At 39.5% G+C, this 17,663-nt stretch carries 20 protein-coding genes; 11 read left to right on the top strand and 9 right to left on the bottom strand.

The features are described from left to right. Positions 1 to 6 precede the first annotated feature (6 nt). Positions 7 to 1,122 (bottom strand): glucose-1-phosphate adenylyltransferase subunit GlgD, encoded by a 1,116-nt coding sequence (glgD, locus tag G585_RS0107930; RefSeq protein ID WP_022774196.1) that lies wholly within the window; start codon positions 1,120 to 1,122, stop codon positions 7 to 9. Then, a complete protein-coding gene (locus G585_RS0107925) occupies positions 1,122 to 2,264 on the bottom strand; it encodes a glucose-1-phosphate adenylyltransferase (protein WP_022774195.1) in 1,143 nt (380 codons plus the stop codon). Before G585_RS0107925 ends, glgD begins: the two co-directional genes overlap by 1 nt. A 108-nt stretch (positions 2,265 to 2,372) precedes the next feature. Here G585_RS0107925 and G585_RS0107920 point away from each other — a divergent pair, with 108 nt between their 5' ends. Continuing rightward, positions 2,373 to 3,290 (top strand): glycosyltransferase family 2 protein, encoded by a 918-nt coding sequence (locus G585_RS0107920; protein ID WP_022774193.1) that lies wholly within the window; start codon positions 2,373 to 2,375, stop codon positions 3,288 to 3,290. A gap of 96 nt (positions 3,291 to 3,386) precedes the next feature. Then, positions 3,387 to 4,613: an EAL and HDOD domain-containing protein gene (locus tag G585_RS0107915; protein ID WP_022774192.1), complete on the top strand. Its 1,227-nt coding sequence runs from the start codon at positions 3,387 to 3,389 to the stop codon at positions 4,611 to 4,613. A gap of 53 nt (positions 4,614 to 4,666) precedes the next feature. Here G585_RS0107915 and G585_RS17570 read toward each other — a convergent pair whose 3' ends face one another. Continuing rightward, positions 4,667 to 5,572, bottom strand: a complete 906-nt coding sequence (locus G585_RS17570; RefSeq protein WP_022774190.1) for a PrsW family intramembrane metalloprotease — start codon at positions 5,570 to 5,572, stop codon at positions 4,667 to 4,669. Positions 5,573 to 5,727: 155 nt separating this feature from the next. On the opposite strand from G585_RS17570, the gene G585_RS0107905 reads away from it, so the two are divergent. Then, complete coding sequence (locus G585_RS0107905; protein ID WP_196802897.1) at positions 5,728 to 6,390, top strand: hypothetical protein; 663 nt, start codon at positions 5,728 to 5,730, stop codon at positions 6,388 to 6,390. A gap of 2 nt (positions 6,391 to 6,392) precedes the next feature. Here the strand turns inward: G585_RS0107905 and G585_RS0107900 are convergent, their stop codons facing one another. Both G585_RS0107900 and G585_RS19500 read right to left on the bottom strand, forming a co-directional pair. Further along, a complete protein-coding gene (locus G585_RS0107900) occupies positions 6,393 to 7,121 on the bottom strand; it encodes an ion transporter (protein WP_022774187.1) in 729 nt (242 codons plus the stop codon). Positions 7,122 to 7,133: 12 nt separating this feature from the next. Next, positions 7,134 to 7,286, bottom strand: a complete 153-nt coding sequence (locus G585_RS19500; protein ID WP_022774186.1) for a hypothetical protein — start codon at positions 7,284 to 7,286, stop codon at positions 7,134 to 7,136. A gap of 222 nt (positions 7,287 to 7,508) precedes the next feature. On the opposite strand from G585_RS19500, the gene G585_RS17565 reads away from it, so the two are divergent. From G585_RS17565 to G585_RS18900, 5 genes are all read left to right on the top strand, one after another. After that, positions 7,509 to 8,366 carry a transporter substrate-binding domain-containing protein gene (locus G585_RS17565; protein WP_022774185.1) on the top strand — a complete coding sequence of 286 codons (858 nt, stop codon included), beginning with the start codon at positions 7,509 to 7,511 and terminating at the stop codon, positions 8,364 to 8,366. Positions 8,367 to 8,431: 65 nt separating this feature from the next. Further along, positions 8,432 to 9,220, top strand: a complete 789-nt coding sequence (locus tag G585_RS0107885; protein ID WP_026663855.1) for an amino acid ABC transporter permease — start codon at positions 8,432 to 8,434, stop codon at positions 9,218 to 9,220. Then, entirely contained in the window at positions 9,204 to 9,980 is a 777-nt protein-coding gene (locus G585_RS0107880) for an amino acid ABC transporter ATP-binding protein (RefSeq protein ID WP_022774182.1), read from the top strand. Before G585_RS0107885 ends, G585_RS0107880 begins: the two co-directional genes overlap by 17 nt. A 38-nt stretch (positions 9,981 to 10,018) precedes the next feature. Continuing rightward, complete coding sequence (locus G585_RS0107875; protein ID WP_022774181.1) at positions 10,019 to 11,479, top strand: amidohydrolase; 1,461 nt, start codon at positions 10,019 to 10,021, stop codon at positions 11,477 to 11,479. A 145-nt stretch (positions 11,480 to 11,624) separates the two neighbouring features. Beyond that, positions 11,625 to 12,587 (top strand): class B sortase, encoded by a 963-nt coding sequence (locus tag G585_RS18900; protein WP_022774180.1) that lies wholly within the window; start codon positions 11,625 to 11,627, stop codon positions 12,585 to 12,587. 20 nt (positions 12,588 to 12,607) lie between these two features. Here G585_RS18900 and G585_RS0107865 read toward each other — a convergent pair whose 3' ends face one another. Then, positions 12,608 to 12,952 (bottom strand): winged helix-turn-helix transcriptional regulator, encoded by a 345-nt coding sequence (locus G585_RS0107865; RefSeq protein ID WP_022774179.1) that lies wholly within the window; start codon positions 12,950 to 12,952, stop codon positions 12,608 to 12,610. Positions 12,953 to 13,078: 126 nt separating this feature from the next. Here G585_RS0107865 and G585_RS0107860 point away from each other — a divergent pair, with 126 nt between their 5' ends. Genes G585_RS0107860 through G585_RS0107850 form a run of 3 tightly spaced genes read left to right on the top strand, consistent with a single transcriptional unit; the run spans position 13,079 to position 14,269 of the window. Further along, complete coding sequence (locus tag G585_RS0107860; protein WP_022774177.1) at positions 13,079 to 13,279, top strand: DUF362 domain-containing protein; 201 nt, start codon at positions 13,079 to 13,081, stop codon at positions 13,277 to 13,279. Then, positions 13,266 to 13,853 (top strand): 4Fe-4S binding protein, encoded by a 588-nt coding sequence (locus G585_RS0107855; protein ID WP_022774176.1) that lies wholly within the window; start codon positions 13,266 to 13,268, stop codon positions 13,851 to 13,853. The genes G585_RS0107860 and G585_RS0107855 overlap by 14 nt, the downstream gene beginning before the upstream one ends. 5 nt (positions 13,854 to 13,858) lie before the next feature. Then, on the top strand, positions 13,859 to 14,269 hold the full coding sequence (locus G585_RS0107850) for a C-GCAxxG-C-C family protein (protein ID WP_022774174.1): 411 nt from the start codon (positions 13,859 to 13,861) through the stop codon (positions 14,267 to 14,269). A 79-nt stretch (positions 14,270 to 14,348) separates the two neighbouring features. Here the strand turns inward: G585_RS0107850 and G585_RS0107845 are convergent, their stop codons facing one another. The 3 genes from G585_RS0107845 to G585_RS0107835 form a co-directional block, all read right to left on the bottom strand. Continuing rightward, positions 14,349 to 15,362 (bottom strand): hypothetical protein, encoded by a 1,014-nt coding sequence (locus G585_RS0107845; protein WP_196802896.1) that lies wholly within the window; start codon positions 15,360 to 15,362, stop codon positions 14,349 to 14,351. Between the two features lie 169 nt (positions 15,363 to 15,531). Beyond that, a complete protein-coding gene (locus tag G585_RS0107840; protein WP_022774172.1) occupies positions 15,532 to 16,557 on the bottom strand; it encodes an acyltransferase family protein in 1,026 nt (341 codons plus the stop codon). Positions 16,558 to 16,700: 143 nt separating this feature from the next. Then, entirely contained in the window at positions 16,701 to 17,480 is a 780-nt protein-coding gene (locus G585_RS0107835) for an REP-associated tyrosine transposase (RefSeq protein WP_022774171.1), read from the bottom strand. Between the last annotated feature and the right edge of the window lie 183 nt (positions 17,481 to 17,663).

Here is a 17,663-nt window from a genome sequence, read left to right as displayed (position 1 = left end):
CCTTTATCAGAGAATGTCGCGTCTTTTAATGTATTGTGGTTGAAGTTCTGTGCTAATGATATTCTTGGCATTTACAATCTTAGCCCACTTATCTACAACGGCATTTTCGATGCGTATGTTGTCTGAAATCTCAGAATAGGCCATGATGATTGAGTTTTTGATAGTAACGCCTTTTCCTATTACTGCACCACGTCCAATGATCGAGTTCTCAACTGTTCCTTCAATGAGACAACCATTACTGATAAAAGAATTTGTGACTTTAGCTGTCTCAAAATACTGAGTAGGGCAGGAGTCTGTAGTTCTGGTATATATTGGCCAGTCTGCCTTGAACAGGTCACTTGCTATACTGTAGTCCAAAAGTTCCATTGATGCGTGGTAATAATCATCAAGGCTTGTAAGACTTGCGAAGTAGCCCTTGTGCTGGTAAGCTCTGACATCCATCTGTTTGCAGTAGAGATTGATGATATCAGGAAGAGTGTAGATTGATGACATCCAGCTTGCATCCTGTACAAGTTCAATAAATGTCTCTTTTCTCATACAATAGGTATCCATGAGGATATTCTTGTTGCTGGCTGTTCCGAGATTCTTCTCGATTGCCTGAACACCCTTTTGCTTATTTAGAACTACTGTGTGACAGCCTTTGAAGTAGTTCCTGGCGTTCTCTACCTTGTGGTATAGAACAGTTATCTCAGCTCCGGATGCTATGTGGCTTTCAAGGAGCTGACGGTAGTCCTGCTTGTAAACCATATAGCTTGGAGCAACAATAACATACTCTTCGTGCATACGCTGGATGTAGTCAAGGTTTGCCTTGTAAGCAGAAATGTCGTTGTTATAGATTGAACGTGAAGAGGTATTTTCTGAAAAAAGAAGCTGTATCTTACCTCTTTTACTGTTTATGTTGTAATGTCTTCCTGATCCGATGTGCTCGCAAAGAGACCTCGGTTTAGATTGCAGGTAGACCTGGATCCTGTTGATGTCAGAATTACTCATGTTGGAAATTGGAAAATCCACAACCCTGAATCTTCCAAGGAATGAGAATGATCCGATAGGACGGTAGTCCTGAAGTCCATCAACATATATTGTATTATCTGCGGAGGATACAATTCCAAATGCTTTAGCCATTATTTGTTACCTCCTTTCACATTCTTTGCAACAAGCGTTATATTTTCGCTGGTCTTTGAACCGACCTTTGCTTTTTTTCCAACCTTAACATTCTCAGCGACAAGCGCTCTGGTAACTACAGCTCCCTCTTCAACTATTGCACCAGGCATCAGCACGCTGTCTATTACCTTGGCACCTTTTTTTACAACAGCGTTGGTGAAAAGAACTGAATTTGAAACTGAACCTTCAACCTGAACGCCCTGTGTAATGTAAGCTTTTTTAACCTTTGCCTCTTTGCCGATATACTGAGGAAGAGTTGAGATATCCTCTGTATATATGAGCCATGAAGAATCGTTTAGATTCAGTTCATTCTTGGGATCGAGAAGATCCATGTTTGCTTCCCAAAGCGAATCGATAGTACCAACGTCTTTCCAGTAGCCGCTGAATTCATAAGCAAAAAGACCTCTGTGCTCATTGAGCATTCTTGGAATGATGTCTTTTCCAAAATCGTGGTCGGATTCAGGATTTTTCATATCTTCAACGAGCATTTTTCTAAGAAGCTTCCAACTGAAAATGTATATACCCATAGAAGCCAGATTGCTCTTTGGCTTTGCAGGTTTTTCCTCAAATTCGATTATTCGTCCCTTGCCGTCTGTGTTCATGATGCCGAAACGGCTGGCTTCTTTCATAGGAACGCCACGCACTGCAATAGTAGCATCCGCATTCATTTCCTTGTGGTATGCCAGCATTTTTGCATAATTCATTTTGTAAATGTGATCGCCGGAGAGAATGAGTAGATATTCCGGATTGTAAGCATCGATAAAATCAATGTTCTGAGAGATTGCATCTGCGGTTCCTCTGTAGACATCAAGGCCTTCATCAGCTTTTTCACGAGGCGTGAGAACGTATACACCGCTGTCTTTGGAGTCGAGACCCCAACGACCATCCTGTGCTACATAACTGTTTAGCAGTACAGATTCATACTGTGTTAAAACTCCGACAACGTCGATGCCACTGTTAGCACAATTACTGAGTGGAAAGTCAATGATGCGGTATTTTCCGCCGTAATAGACAGCCGGTTTGGCTACTTTTGTAGTCAGATCTTTTAATCTGCTTCCGCGACCACCGGCAAGAATCATAGCCAGCATTTCATTCTGACTCATATAAAATCCCCCCTATTCTGTAGATTTATAGAATTACCCTCATAATTATGATATAATACAGTGCGAAAAAAAGATAGACAAAAATATACATAAGGTGAGGATTTATAGGTGCTTTCAGTTATTATTCCAGCTTACAACGAAGAAGAGATCATCCCTAAAACAGTCAGTACTATTGATGGGATTTTAAATGACGCCAATATAGCGCATGAGCTTTTGTTTATAAATGATGGTTCTAAGGACAGAACCTGGGAGATCATTGAGGAGGCTGCTTCTCAGAATAAGAACGTCAAGGGAGTATGTTTTTCAAGGAACTTTGGAAAAGAATCTGCTGTTTTTGCAGGATTATCACAGGCAACAGGCGATTGTTGTGTAGTTATTGACTGTGATCTTCAGCATCCACCGGAAAAGATTGTTGAGATGTACAGACTTTGGGAACAGGGCTATGAAATAGTTGAGGGCGTAAAAACAAGCCGTGGCACAGAGAGTGCACTTCATAAGTTTGCTGCCAAGAGCTTTTATGCGATCATGAGTGATGCGGTTGGATTTGATATGTCCAGAGCATCTGATTTTAAGCTTCTTGACAGAAAGGCTATCAATGTTCTTCTCAACATGAGAGAAAAAAATGCTTTCTTTAGAGCTCTTTCATCATGGATAGGGTTTAAGAGCACGGAAGTAGAGTATGACGTCAGAGAAAGAGAGGCCGGAACGTCCAAGTGGAGCACAAGGTCACTTATTAAATATGCTGTTACAAACATTTCTTCTTTCACCTCTGCTCCTATGCAGATAGTGACAATACTTGGTTTTTTGGTTTTCTTTGTAGGACTTGCATTTAGCGTAGAAGCTCTTGTTCAGTACTTTTTGGGCAATGCCAGAGCCGGTTTTACTACAGTAATTATTCTTCAGTGCTTTACATCTTCAGTCATCATGATGGGACTTGGAGTAATTGGTTTTTACATTTCCAAGATTTATGAGGAAGTAAAGGGAAGACCTAAGTTCATTATTGATAAGACAACCTACGAGAAATAAACGTAATTTTATAAAAATATAATTGGTATATTCCAAATGATGGGGTACAATATTAGTGAGTGGGAGATTGTTATGCGCACGTGAAAGGAGCGGATAATGCTTGCTACATTAATTCCTTTATTTGACGATAAAATGTCGGTTTGTGCCTATTCAGTTTTCGCGAGAAAAGAAAACCACTTCCTGAATCCGGGATTTGAAGGAGGCGCCAGATATGACGGCGCAGGCACCATCCATGAGCTTGAAGTTGTAAGCAGCATGGGCGTTGCCACACTTTCCGGTGGAAAGGAAGTATTTGTCCCCATTAATCAGTTTTCTATTTTCTCTGAGATTTCTCTTCAGTGTACTGTGCCTGCTGAAAAGGTAGTTCTTTTGATGGATAATACGATCCTTCCGGAGGAACAGTTTGTCAGAAGGGTAAAAGAGCTGAAGAGTCAGGGGTACAAGCTTGCTATGCGTAAGCTTCCGATTGCAAGTTTTGAACCCTACAGAGAAATCTTAAGTAAGTGCGATTACATTCTGCTTAATCATGCAAAAATACATATTGATAAAGCCAAGCTCTATTTCAGCTCGGTTTATCCAAATATAAAGCTCTGCGCCGTTAATGTTGATACTCAGGAAGAATATGATGAGCTTACAAAAGACGGTGGATATGACCTTTATGAGGGCGGATTTTTCAGAATGCCCGTAAAGGAATCAGAGACAGAAGTCAGTCCTTTGAAGGCAACTTATATAGAGCTTTTAAATGTTGTAAATAACCCTGACTTTGATCTTACAGAAGCTGCTGATGTCATCGGAAAGGACCCTGCGCTTGTTATTTCTCTTTTGGAGATTGTAAACAGGATGGCTCTTAATTCGGAGATCACATCTATCAGGCATGCAGCTGCGATGATGGGCCAAAAAGAGCTAAAGCGTTGGATAAATACAGCGGTTACTAAGGAACTCTGTTCTGATAAGCCGTCGGAGATCACTAGACTTGTTATGATAAGGGCTAAATTTGCTGAGAACCTCTCTGAAAGCTTTGAGCTTTCCATTATGGCTCCGGAACTCTTTATCATGGGTCTTTTCTCAGCGCTTGATATTATGCTTGATAAGCCTATGCAGGAAGCACTTGATATGGTTGTTGTTCCTAAAAATGTAAGAGCAGCTCTTTTGGATGGAGAGGGCGATTATGCCAAGATCTTGCATTTTATTAAGTCATATGAGGATGCTGACTGGACGGAAGTTTCAAGAATAATGGTTCTTGAAAACCTGGATATGGACAAGATCTATGAGGCATACCTTGGAGCACTGCGCTGGTACAGAGATCTCATTCCTGCAAATTAAAAAAGAATAATAAAAAAGCTTGCTACATGTGCAGCAAGCTTTTTTTATTTGTTTTATGCGTTTGTTGACTGATCAATGCTATCAGCGGTAAAAACCGGATTAGGATTTACCGGAGGAACATTAACAGGAGCTGACTGAGTATTTGCTGTAGCAAATTCAGGTGTTACAGTTGCAGCATTTTCTACAGCAGGCTGAATGTTTTCAGGAAATACTACAGGAGCAACTGATCCGACTGAATCTACTGTAGGAGCAGCCATCTGAACCTCAGGACTAAGTGGTTTGTCTTCTTTTGACATCTTTTTTACCATCTTGATCGCGTTAACTGTCATGAATATCTCAAGAAGGATAAATACAAGGAGCATTCCATCATATTCAAGTGAACAGCTGAAATCATAGAAACCATGAAGGAAAATAGGAACGAGAAGAGCTTTTCTTAGATTGAGCTTTTTGCCGTTTTCATCGCCTCTAAGTTCACAGCCCTTGGCAATACCGTAGTAGATACCCATGAAGATTCCGAAGATGCAGTGGCCAGGAACAGCAGTGATAGCACGCATTATAGCAGTTGAAAAACCGCCCTGGATAACGTAGAGAATATTTTCGAGTGTCGCAAAACCTAGTGAAGCACAAACAGAATAAACTATTCCATCGAATGAGAAGTTGAACTCTTTGTTTTTCCAGGTAGCCTTTTTAAGTACGAAATATTTTCCGGCTTCCTCTGCAAGAGCAACAACGCAGAACATTTCAAAAAATGTGTAAAGTGCATTTGGTGTGTAGAAGAAGAATGACAGAATATACAATCCTATCTCTTCTAAGATCATGGCGCTGATTGTTGTAAGAGCACCAAGTCCGAAAACTTTGGCCATAAGTGAAAATGGCTCTTTCTCGATGTTATCAGCTTTGTAGATAACAACGAGCAGAACGATTGCAGGAAGTACTGCAAGTAAAGCTAGTGTTGACATTTAATTTTTCCCCTTTTTTCATGCTTTTTTCCATAATTAATAAAAATTAATTACTTGGATAAGTTATTATATTTCAAGACAAATGTCAACTGAATTGTGGTAGGGAATAAATGCAGATTCTTGATTTCATGATATATGAAGGTATAATCTTGAGTATGATGAAAAAACAATTCTTTTTACCTATGTTAATAATTATGCTCCTTCTAAATGGCTGTAGCTTAACGCAAATAATAGAAGATGAAGGCAGTGCAGATTTAAGCTTTGAGCAGCTTTATAGCAGCCTTGAAGCAGAAGAGGACTCCTCTATTGAGGATATTGATAAAGAAACAGCTCTGGAAGAAGATAGCAGTACTGATCATTTGGATTCTTCAGTTGCAGCATCAACGGAAGTAGGGGGAGGTATACTTTCAGACCCTTCAGATATAAACCTTCGTGATACAGATGGAAATGGCAAGAATTATCTTTTTACCTATGATGGTGAAGATTTTTCAGTAGTCTATACCACGGATAATTGGAAAATTTACGATTCTTACAAGATAAATAATACTGAAGATATGACTATTATATGTGAGGCACTTATTAGTGTTCATCAGATTCATGGCAGTGATATGGAGTCATACAGAACAGCCGAGGATATGGCATATGAATGGCTTCAGCACAATATTGCCTATCAGTTTTTGTCAGATGACAGTTCATGGAAAGTCCATGCACAGAACGTCGACCTTGACCCAAAAGACCAGGGTAAGAGTTTTTCTGAAATATATGAGGATAGAACCGGTAAGGAATTTAATTTGAAGGACTTTTTGCAGTCGCCGTGACCTTATAATTCGTATTTTGATTTCTTTCGGCGGATCTCATCCATATAGGCCGCACTGATAATACCGGTAGGAAGAGCAATGACAGCCATGCCAACAAGGGCAGATATCATGGTTATGACTCTTCCTGCAGTGGTGACAGGAGAAATATCGCCATAGCCAATGGTTGTGATTGATATTGTTGCCCAGTACAGAGCATCAAGGAAATTGTTGAAAAGAGCTGATTCAAGCTGGAAGATCAGCATAGCCGAAATGAATATGTAGATTACAATAAGGATGAGAACTGCTCCAAGTTGTTTTCTTACCTTCCTTAACATATTTGAGATAACGACCATTGTTTTGGAATAGCGAACCAGCTTTATGACTCTGAAAGCCCTAAAAAGCCTAAGGAGCTTTAAAGACGTGTTTACAGGCCAGATAACATATAGGATTGGGATAAGAGACAGAAAATCAAATATGGCAAGTGGAGTAAAAAGATAAGCTATGTAAGCGCTGATGCTCTTGTATCCCATTTTGTAATCAGCGGTATAGAGCCTGGCGCAGTAATCTATCAAAAGAACTAAAAAAGTAAGAATATCTATATATACTGTATAGACATTTTCTGTTTTGAGCGTAAGAGGAATAAGGCTTACGATAACTGAAGTGGTCATCAGCATGTCGTATGCTTTGGACGAAGAGTCTCCGGTATGGGAAGCCTCAAGGACTTCATACATTCTTCTTTTAGAATCTTCCATTTTCGCAGCTCCTTATTTAGCAAAAATAGCCATTATCCCTAAAAAGATCAGAATGATCGAAAAAATCTGGCACAAGGCGACAAATATTCTCGATTTTTGAACTCGTTTATCTTCGATAAGACCTGAATCATGGATCAGGGTTTCTTTTTCCTTTTTATTAGTCATTTACTATATTCCACCTAATTTGTTAGAAATGTAATTATCAGTGATATATAATAATGTTATCGTAAATATGATAAGCTATCAAGAATTTAATTTTCTTTTAATTTACTATTGATAAAAAACATCAAGTGTATTATTATTTATACATGATTAATGCATAAAAATACAGAAACGGTTATTAAAATGCATATTTCAATCTTTTATATGCATACAGGAGGGAAAATTATGAAAAAGAAAATTATTTCTTTAGTTATGGCATCAATGATGGCAATCCTTGCAGTAGGATGCGGTTCTTCATCATCTACAACAAATGAGAGCACAGGAACTGCCAAGTCTGATATTTCTACAGTTACAGCAGGAAAGCTCACAGTAGCTACTTCACCTGACTTTGCTCCATATGAGTTCTATGCAGTAGATGAGAGCGGAACTCCACAGCTTGCAGGTTTTGATATTGCACTTGCTCAGTACATTGCAGATTATCTTGGACTTGAGCTTGAGATTGTTCCAGTTGATTTTGATGGTGTTTTGATGGAACTTCAGACTAAGGCAGTTGACCTTGGTGTTGCAGGCCTTTCACCTGATCCAAAGCGTGAATCAATCATGGATTTCTCAGATATCTATTATGAAGGTGGACAGTCATTTGTTTGCACACAGGCCAACAAAGACAAGTTTACAAGCCTTGCTGATGTAAATGCTGCAGGCCTTGAGATCGGCGCACAGACAGGTTCAATCCAGGTTGACCTTGCTCAGACAAACAGCCCTGATGCAGATATCATCCAGCTCACAAAGGTTACAGATATCGTAGCAGAACTAATCGCAGGTAAGCTTGATGGCGCATACATTGAGACTGCTGTTGCTGAGAGCTATGCCAAGAATTATCCTGATCTTTGCGTAGTACTTGATGTTCCTTATGATGGAGCTGAAGGGTCTGCAATCGGTGTATCAAAGGGTAATGATGCTCTTAAGGCAGCTGTAAATGAGGCAATAAAGAGCGCTATTGAGAGTGGTAAGATGGATGAATTCGTTGCAACTGCAAATGAGCAGGCAAGTGGCGAGATAATCGAGGGACTTCTCGATAACTAATAAATTATAAAATATGTGTGGGCAGGACATAAAAATGTTTTGCCCACGCAAAAGTAAGGATGGATATGGATAGTTTTATTAAAGCGGAAAATTTTTCTAAGATTTCACCCTATGCCAGCCTGTTCTGGCAGGGTATGGTAGTCACTGTAATGCTTTCATTATTTACAGTGGCTATTGGTTTTGTATTGGCACTTATTTTATCAGGCATGAGAATGTCACATTTTTACCCATTTGCATTTTTGGGGCTTGATAAAGAAGGACACCAGAGGGAAAAGGGATTTCTTCCTGCCATTAGCAGGTTCAACCCTCTTAGTTTTCTTGCAACTGCATATGTTGAGATTTTGAGATCTACTCCTGTTATCGTTCAGGTAGCGATCATCTATTATGGAGTTTTTGGATCTCTTATAACACTTCCAAGCTTCACATTTTTTGGATTTATCAAGTTTGAGAGATTTTTCCCCGGTGTTGTAGCTCTTGGGATGAACTCAGGTGCATATCTTTGCGAGATAATGAGATCAGGAATTCAGTCAATTGACGGTGGACAGACTGAGGCTGCAAGATCTCTTGGTATGAGCCAGATGCAAAACATGAGATATATCATTTTGCCGCAGGCTATCAAGAATATTCTTCCTGCAATTGCAAATGAATTTGTAGTAATTATAAAAGAGTCAGCTATTACCTATACAATCGGTGTTCAGGACATCATGTCAGCTGTTAACGCCGTAAGGGGCGCTACTTTCATAATTATAGAGCCTTTGCTTGTAGCAACAGCAATTTATTTCTGCCTGTGCTTCCCAACAAGTAAGCTCATAGCATATTTTGAAAGGAGAATGAGCCGTGGCGACAGAAGATAAACTTATTCAGGTAATAGACCTTGAAAAACATTATAATGGTGGAGCTATCAAAGCTCTTGATGGAGTAACTGTAGATATAGACAGAGGTGATGTGATGGTGGTTATCGGACCATCAGGAAGTGGTAAATCAACATTCCTTCGTTCACTGAATCTTTTGGAAGAGCCTACAGGCGGCGCTATCATTTTTGACGATGTTGATATAACCAAGAAAAAATATAAAGACGAATCCGGCAAATGGGTTAAGGTGGACATGGATCTTCACAGGCAGAAGATGGGAATGGTATTCCAGCATTTCAATCTTTTCCCTCATATGACTATCATGGATAACATGATCCTTGCTCCTATAAAGGTAAAAAAAGTTCCGGAAGAGGAAGCTAAAAAGAAGGCTTTAGAGCTATTAAAAAGAGTTGGACTTGAAGATAGAGCAGGCGCTTATCCGATTCAGCTTTCAGGTGGTCAGAAACAGCGTATCGCTATCGTAAGAGCTCTTATGATGGAACCGGAGGTTATGCTTTTTGACGAGCCTACATCAGCTCTTGACCCTGAGATGGTCGGTGAAGTTCTTGATGTTATGAAGCAGCTTGCGTCAGAGGGAATGACAATGGTTGTTGTTACTCATGAGATGGGATTTGCAAGAGAAGTAGGAAACAGAGTTCTTTTCATGGCTGATGGAAAACTTCTTGAACAGGGCACACCTGCTGAGATCTTTGAGCATCCTAAGCACCCAAGGCTTCAGGAGTTTTTGGGAAAAGTGCTGTAAATTTGAATAATTAATTACCGGATGTATGGGACCTGATGATGGATAAAAATAAAAAAATTGCAGTAGAAGAAATAGAGCAAAAAGAAAAACTTATATATGATGTGGCCGATAAAATATGGGATTATGCAGAACTTTCTCTAAATGAGTATAAGTCCTGCGATCTGTATTGTAAGGTCATGGAAGATGAAGGATTTGAGGTCAGAAAAGGCTTGAGCGGTATCGCAACGGCCTTTATGGCCTCTTTTGGCAATGGAAAACCTGTAATAGGGCTATTGGCAGAATATGATGCTCTTTCAGGAATTCCCAAATGTAATGTTGAAAATAAAGAGCATCTTGATGCCCCAAAGCTTGAAAGCAGCATAACATCGGATAGCTCAGCCCATGGATGCGGACATAATCTTTTGGGTGCAGGAGCCATGGCAGCGGCTATTGGGATAAAGAAATATCTTAAGGAATCAGGCCGTGAGGGAACTGTTATTTTATATGGGTGCCCCGGAGAAGAGGGCTGCGCATCGAAGGCCTTTTTTGCCAGGGATGGCCTATGGAATAATATAGATGCGGCACTTACATGGCATCCTTCAGATTGCAATGAGGTTGTTACAGGCTCGTCCAATTCCTGTATTCAGGTGAAGTACACATTTAAGGGAGTATCTTCTCACGCATCTGCAGCGCCTGAAAAGGGGAGAAGCGCTCTTGATGCTGTGGAGCTGATGAATATCGGCGTTCAGTTTTTAAGAGAACACATGAGTGATAAGGCGAGAGTTCATTATGCCATAACAGATGCAGGTGGAATGAGTCCTAACGTCGTTCAGGCACGAGCTCAGGTACTTTATATGGTGCGTTCCAACCATGTAAAAGAGGCTCTGGAACTTCAAGAGCGAGTAGACAAGATCGCAGAGGGTGCGGCTCTTATGACTGATACAACAGTTGAGAGAATCTTTATAGATGGCATGTCCGATACAGTTACCAATAGATGTCTGGAGAAGGTAGCATATAAGAATTTTGCAGAATTGGGAGTTCCGGTTCACACTGATTGGGAGCTGAATCTGGCAAAAGAGATAGCTCTAACCTATGAAGGCAGTGACAAAAATCCCGGTATTGGTTCTTCTTTTGACGAGGAATATGCAAAAAAGGCAGCTTCACTTAGGAAAGAAAACGGCTCTTATATGAATGACTTTTTACTGCCGCACTACATGGGAGATGCTTTTGAAGCATCATCAACTGATGTGGGAGATGTGAGCTACAATTGTCCTACTGTGCAGATACATGTTGCCTCCTGGCCTAATGGGTGCCCGGGGCATAGCTGGCAGAATGTCGCATGTGGCGGCACTTCCATTGGAAAGAAGGCACTTCTTCACGCAGGAAAGGTGCTGGCGGCCACAGCGATAGATCTTTTTGAAAATGAAGACATATTAAAGGAAAGCCTTTCAGAATTAAAAGAGAGGACCAAAGATGGCTATAACTGCCCAATACCCAAAGGGGCTATAGCAAAGATTTGATGTAAATGGATTTCCACACGTGGCAGAGGATCCGTGCCGCTACGTGTGGATTTTTTGTGGCCTTTTTGCGAAAAACATATTGACTTATACATTGATTTTTAGATAGAATCATTCGGTATATGTTTTAAAGATAGGGATAAGAGTTATGCAGAGTTTTTTGAGTAAGATTAAGGATTTTAATAACAAGCACAGGAAGATTGCTCCATTACTGATATGGATTGAGATTGTTTTGATATTTCTTGCAAGTATTATAAAGAATATTTGCAGGCACTATAAAATTCTTTTGACAGCAGCTGTTGTTCTGGTTGTAATAGGAATTTCGGCCAGACATCTGACAAGTGTTGAATCTAAGGCTCCTGAGGCAGAACCAGTAGTAGCTGTTTCTGAGGAAGTGTCAGTTGTAGAGGAGGCTTTGCAGGAAGCTACGGTTGAAGCTTCAGACGCAGCATCTGGCGAAGCGAGTCTGATAAATGTAGATTCAGCAGTTAGTGAAACAAGCTTAGAAAATGCTGATGCAGCAGCTTCATTAGAGAGCACAGCTTCTTTATATGTGGATAGTGGTATTTCAGAGTTTATTAAAGCACATACAGAGGCTGTTGGTTGGATAAAGTTTGAGGATGATCTTATAAGTTATCCTATCATGCAGGCAGAGGACAATTCCAAATATGCCATAAAGGATGCTGATGGAAATGATTCAGAGACAGGAGCTATTTTCCTTGACTACAGATCATCAGCTGATTTCTCGGATTCAAATACTATAATCTATGGTCACAACATGCGGGACAGAAGCATGTTTGGTGCGCTTAAGAATTATAAAGAGAACCTTGGCTTTTTGGATGATCACAAATATTTCCAGATCATAACTCCAGGGGGAACTGGCAGATATATGCTCTTTGCTTTCATGGATGTTCCCAAGAATTCTTACATCTACGATGTTTGTGGTGATAACACATCCAGAATGCGTGAGTTCCTTGATACGATAGAGTATAAGACCTACATTGACACAGGAATAGAGCCAACTGTTGAGGATAAGATAATCACTCTTTCAACCTGCACTCAGAAAGATAACCTGTTCTTTGTAATGTTCGCTGTTAAAGTAGATGAGTAATAGTTGTAAACAGCATACTTTTAGAGATTGTCTTCTCCCCATTTTTTCAGTTCGAGGAGGATGGGGATAAGGCTTCTTGCCTTGTCAGTGAGGGTGTATTCAACTCTGACAGGCATCTCGTTATACATTTTTCTTTCTACGAGACCATCTTTTTCAAGCTCTTTCAAAGAATTGGCAAGCATTGTATTGGTAATGCCTGCAATAGAGCGGCTTAGCTCGCCATATCTGACGGTTTCGTTGTTATCGATGACACATAGGATCATGATTTTCCATTTTCCACCGACTATGTTTATAACTTTTTTTAATCCACAGCCTTCGCCTGCAATACTGTTGCACAAAGGCTCTTTTTTTGCGTCTTTTCTCATAGTATGTTTTTCCTTACCAGATACATATAATCTGCGTACTTGATATATTTTTTATACCTAATACAATATAAGCATTGGCTGAAAAAAACAAGTAATTTTTTTATGAAAAAGAAAGGAAAGTAGGAGATGAGAAAGGCTGTTAATGACATTAACAGATGTGTTGCCTGCGGAGTTTGTGCTAAAGAGTGTCCCAGGGATGCAATCAGCATATTCAAAGGCTGCTACGCAGTGATCGATCATGACAAATGTGTGGGCTGTGGAATATGTGAGGGCGCTTGTCCTGCAGGTTCTGTAAAAGTTATGGAGGTTTCTAATGGCAAAAAATAAGAAGAAACATTGGTATGATTATCTTTGGATATGGACAATTATTTATTTTGCACTGGGCTTTTTCAATATTCTTTTTGCGTGGCTTGGTATGATTGATTTCATACTCCCGTTGATATTTGCAATAGCTGGTGGAAATAAGTGGTTTTGCAATCATATGTGCGGAAGAGGCCAGCTGTTCTGGGTTCTTGGAAGAAATTTAAAGTGTTCAAGAAGAAAACAGGCTCCTGCATGGATTTCATCGACGTGGTTTAGATATGGATTTTTGGCCTTCTTTTTGACAATGTTTGGCACAATGGTATTTCAGACATATCTGGTATTTTCAGGGGCGGGATCTTTGCGTAAGGCAATAAAACTGTTCTGGACCTTTAAAGTGCCGTGGAAATGGGCTTATAATGGATCTATATTCCCTGATTGGGTAGCGCAGTTTGGCTTTGGATTTTATAGCCTGATGCTTACATCAACGCTTATTGGGCTTATTGTTATGGCATTGTATAAAGAGAGAACCTGGTGTTCATTTTGTCCAATGGGAACAATGACACAGGGAATCTGTAAGATTAAGGAGAAGAGAGGATAAAGATTATGACTATAGAGGAAAGAGCAGCGAAAGCTGTAGAAATGAAAACATCCGGAATGTACAACTGTGCGCAATCAGTAGCTGTGGCACTTGCTGATGAGACAAAGCTTACTGATGAGCAGCTTTGCCAGTTAACCGCAGGATTTTGTGCAGGAATGGGAAACATGGAGGCTACCTGCGGAGCACTTATAGGTGCCGGAATGATAACAGGCCTGAAAACTGAAGGAAAAGGAACCCTTGCCAAAACAAGACAGCTCCAGGAAGAGTTCGGAAGAAGATGCGGTGCCATAAAGTGCAGAGATCTTAAGACCGTTACAGATGGAAAGCCACTTTGCCCTTGCGAAGAGTGCGTAAGAAATGCAGTGATGGTCTACGGCGAAGTGGTCCTAGGGGACGGGGTTAGTGGTCCATTTTGAACTTAAATTAGAACAGTAAAAAATCCTTTGTGACAGTGTGCTTATAAAAAATACACCGGACAAAGGATTTTTTTAGCTGTTAAGCTCCAATTCTTTTCTGATTTTCATCATTATATCCAAGCAAAATATTTGGATTCTTTTGACTTATGATATTATAGACTTCATTTATCATATTTTGATTAAAGTCATTGGTAGGAAGCGACAGGATAGATACTGCTCCAAAAGTTTTGTTATACACGGTTATCCCTGAGTTGACAGTTTTTCCATACTGGGTCATATTGCTTGGATACATCCATGTTACGTCATGATAGTTAATAAACAAGCTGTCATTTTCCTTTTTGCTGTTATCTTTATATGCTGAAAATGAGTGAAGAAGCACAATGTAATTCTCGGTGAGATACAGGTTCTGAGGATATTTGCGAACTCCCGGAGCTTCAAGCTCTTTTTCCATCTGTGCATAAGAAGCATCTGAAAGATAACTTAATTTTTTAAGCATCAGCCCTGATTTTACAATGTAATCAATTCCAAAGTATAAAAGGAAAAGAGCAATAATACCAAAAAAGATCGCGGTAGTTTCTATTTTTTCTATAGGAAAACCGCTGCCATTATAATCATTTTGAACATGAAGCATGTATTTGCCGTAAGTAGCGTCATATTCATCAGAGTTAATAGCAAAGTAGTCCTTTAGCTTTCCTTTTATTTCGTTTGAAGGAGCTTCAAGGTAACCGACAAGCTTGTAACTTCCTGTGCTTTTAACTGAAGTATCAGCTTCAGTATATTGTTCGTTGTCCATTATAGCGATGAAGCTGTGTTCATTTTCTACAAGATAATAATTGTTATCATTGTAGGAATAAATCATAGAAGGGCTTTTGGTTATTACAAGTTCTGCAGCATCGTTGCTTTTGACATTATCGATGCCATCAGTGTTTGTCATATCGAAGCGATTTACTGAACCGTTTGTTATAGCCGAATAGTGCTGGTTATATAAAAGCATTCCGCCGGGAATTGCGATGCATACAATGATTGCAACCAGGCAAAAAGCAGCTTTTTTGATCATCGAGTTATAGCTTTTCCTGATAATTGAATCAGTCATTCTTTTTCTGGCTTCAGATTTTGTGACAAGTGGAGTCATGGGCTGAGAATAATCGGCACCCCCGTATTCTAGCGAGTAGATGGTCCGTCCCCTAGGACCATTACTGCTATTGCTTAGCCTGTTAACATTCGGGGGTAGCAGCAGATTTGTTGAATCGGCTGAAAATGATTTAGTGGTGGTGCTGGACTATTATGTCAGTGATTATTGACAGTATAAATGTCAAAAGATAGTAGCATATCATAATCGAATATGGATCCCAACCGGAGCAAAGGATCTTCAAAAGGCTTCCTACGCCCCAATTCCAGATATAAATATATAGACTAATTCTTCCTAAATAAAAACATATATCGTATAGTTTAGTTCTTTTATTTCTCGAAAATGAAAGGATAAGGATAGCGCCGGCAATAAATGCACAGACTGAATGAAAGAGCGTAATATATCCTACCGATGCGGCTAATACTACAAGCAATAAACAGCCGTTTCCCACAAATGGAAAAAGCTTTTTTAATAAAATAGGAAGTTTTATTTCCGAAATGAATGTGGATGTTTCAAATAGAAAACAGCCTGAATAGAGACACACAAAAGCTCGTAAAAGGTCTTCGCCTGCGCAACTAACAAAGCTTAAAGGGGTAAACACCCTAGGTATTATAATCCCGTAATAGATACCAATACCGATTCCTGAAACCATTGCATGAAACAGTCTGTTTTTTGACTGCATGAGAAATGATACTACAGGCAGGGTGATTAGCATAGAAGAAAGATACCACAAAGGAGTTACAAGCGGTCTTTGGTAAAATTCAGTAAGGAAAAGAACATCTAGTGGAAAACTCACTAGATTTTTTATTTTCGTCAGAGTATCTATTTCACGAGAACAAATAAGTAATACGTATTGAAAAACAGTTGCAATAGCACATGGCATAAAAAACCTGCGGAATTTTCTAATAGAATATGTTAGTGCCGTCTTTACTTTTTGATCTGTTGTGATATCTTCATAAGAATTGTACATGAAATGACGGGCGGTAAAGAAACCCGTAAACAAAAAGAATAACTCCACAAAAATGTCACCATCATGGAATATATAATAATTGCTGTCAATTCCAGTAGTATACAGATGATGGGTCATTATGATGACCGATGCAATAAAACGCCATAGTTCTATGGTGCAATTCTTTGAATTTGATTTATAGACGTCCATAATTTGCCTCTTGTGTAACCAAATAGTTGCATTTTGCCAGAATTATGCCATCATTCGGTAACATTGTCAATGGAGGATAGTTTATGCATTGGCAGAGAGAAGTATATAGACGATATGAAAAAGGATGGCCCTAGGGGACGGGGTTAGTGGGCCATTTTGCAGATTCTTTTGACTGTTGTCTCCGAAATATCCATAATTCGTGCGATCTGTTTGATCGTTAGATGTTCTTTTTTTAGAGCGCGAACATACTCGTTTCTTTTCGATTTTTCAAGTGTGACCACATCAGATGCTGTAGGGAGATGAGTCACCGACTTAAATATAGTCAAAGCTTTTTCGTCTGTCAGAAAATGAGTTATTTCAAGATGGTCATTTTTAAACAATGTATTTTCTGGTGAATCAGTTTCTTTTGCAAAATAATGAAGTAATGAATCCTTTGAGCCAGCGATATTATAGGCATAAGCCACGTTGACCAAAGAATTTTTAGCGCCATAAAAGGCCCTTACGCTACTCCAAAGGTATTCTGATGCATAACGACACGCGTTTGCTTTGACCGGATTATTGTGAATATAGATAAGTGCAGATAGGAAAGCTCGCTCGTTTTCAATTGCCGAACTGTGGAAACGTTCTTGGAAAAGATGACCGCTGCGAAAATATTTATTGTTGTACCAACGAACGAATCTACTTCCGAGGCTTTGAAAAAAACTGGATAGCTTGTCGTCGGGGAGATGAATTAGTAAGTGGATATGGTTATCCATTAGGCAATAGGCATAAATATCAATATCATATTTCTTTTTACAGTCTGATAAAATAAAAAGGAATTTTTGATAATCGGAATCTTCTTCGAATATGATATGCTGATTAACAGAACGAAGTATGATATGATATATGCCAGTTGAACTCAGAATTCTGGGCTTTCTTGGCATAAAATAACTCCTGTAAGATATTAAAATATAGATTGTCAAAACAATTGACTTTAGAAGTATATACTCACCGAAAGGAAATTACAATATGAATTTGAAAAATGGACCACTAACCCCGTCCCCTAGGGCCATTCGCGTTCTTTTCGTCTGCCATGGGAATATTTGTCGCTCGCCGATTGGGGAGTT

Origin of the sequence: Butyrivibrio sp. AE2015 (assembly GCF_000420825.1) — a bacterium.
In the GTDB taxonomy this organism is placed as follows: Bacteria; Bacillota; Clostridia; order Lachnospirales; family Lachnospiraceae; genus Butyrivibrio.
This window is presented reverse-complemented; position numbering and strand designations above follow the sequence as displayed.

Excerpts from the sequence above, each read along its gene's own strand:
- G585_RS0107885 (WP_026663855.1), top strand. The coding sequence starts at position 8,432 with ATGGATAGTTTTATTAAAGCGGAAAATTTTTCTAAGATTTCACCCTAT.
- G585_RS0107845 (WP_196802896.1), bottom strand. The coding sequence starts at position 15,362 with ATGACTGATTCAATTATCAGGAAAAGCTATAACTCGATGATCAAAAAA.
- G585_RS19500 (WP_022774186.1), bottom strand. The coding sequence starts at position 7,286 with ATGACTAATAAAAAGGAAAAAGAAACCCTGATCCATGATTCAGGTCTT.
- glgD (WP_022774196.1), bottom strand. The coding sequence starts at position 1,122 with ATGGCTAAAGCATTTGGAATTGTATCCTCCGCAGATAATACAATATAT.
- G585_RS0107925 (WP_022774195.1), bottom strand. The coding sequence starts at position 2,264 with ATGAGTCAGAATGAAATGCTGGCTATGATTCTTGCCGGTGGTCGCGGA.
- G585_RS0107855 (WP_022774176.1), top strand. The coding sequence starts at position 13,266 with ATGGCAAAAAATAAGAAGAAACATTGGTATGATTATCTTTGGATATGG.
- G585_RS0107860 (WP_022774177.1), top strand. The coding sequence starts at position 13,079 with ATGAGAAAGGCTGTTAATGACATTAACAGATGTGTTGCCTGCGGAGTT.
- G585_RS0107835 (WP_022774171.1), bottom strand. The coding sequence starts at position 17,480 with ATGCCAAGAAAGCCCAGAATTCTGAGTTCAACTGGCATATATCATATC.
- G585_RS18900 (WP_022774180.1), top strand. The coding sequence starts at position 11,625 with ATGCAGAGTTTTTTGAGTAAGATTAAGGATTTTAATAACAAGCACAGG.
- G585_RS17570 (WP_022774190.1), bottom strand. The coding sequence starts at position 5,572 with ATGTCAACACTAGCTTTACTTGCAGTACTTCCTGCAATCGTTCTGCTC.
- G585_RS0107915 (WP_022774192.1), top strand. The coding sequence starts at position 3,387 with ATGCTTGCTACATTAATTCCTTTATTTGACGATAAAATGTCGGTTTGT.
- G585_RS0107865 (WP_022774179.1), bottom strand. The coding sequence starts at position 12,952 with ATGAGAAAAGACGCAAAAAAAGAGCCTTTGTGCAACAGTATTGCAGGC.
- G585_RS0107850 (WP_022774174.1), top strand. The coding sequence starts at position 13,859 with ATGACTATAGAGGAAAGAGCAGCGAAAGCTGTAGAAATGAAAACATCC.
- G585_RS0107875 (WP_022774181.1), top strand. The coding sequence starts at position 10,019 with ATGGATAAAAATAAAAAAATTGCAGTAGAAGAAATAGAGCAAAAAGAA.
- G585_RS0107840 (WP_022774172.1), bottom strand. The coding sequence starts at position 16,557 with ATGGACGTCTATAAATCAAATTCAAAGAATTGCACCATAGAACTATGG.
- G585_RS0107900 (WP_022774187.1), bottom strand. The coding sequence starts at position 7,121 with ATGGAAGATTCTAAAAGAAGAATGTATGAAGTCCTTGAGGCTTCCCAT.
- G585_RS0107905 (WP_196802897.1), top strand. The coding sequence starts at position 5,728 with ATGATGAAAAAACAATTCTTTTTACCTATGTTAATAATTATGCTCCTT.
- G585_RS17565 (WP_022774185.1), top strand. The coding sequence starts at position 7,509 with ATGAAAAAGAAAATTATTTCTTTAGTTATGGCATCAATGATGGCAATC.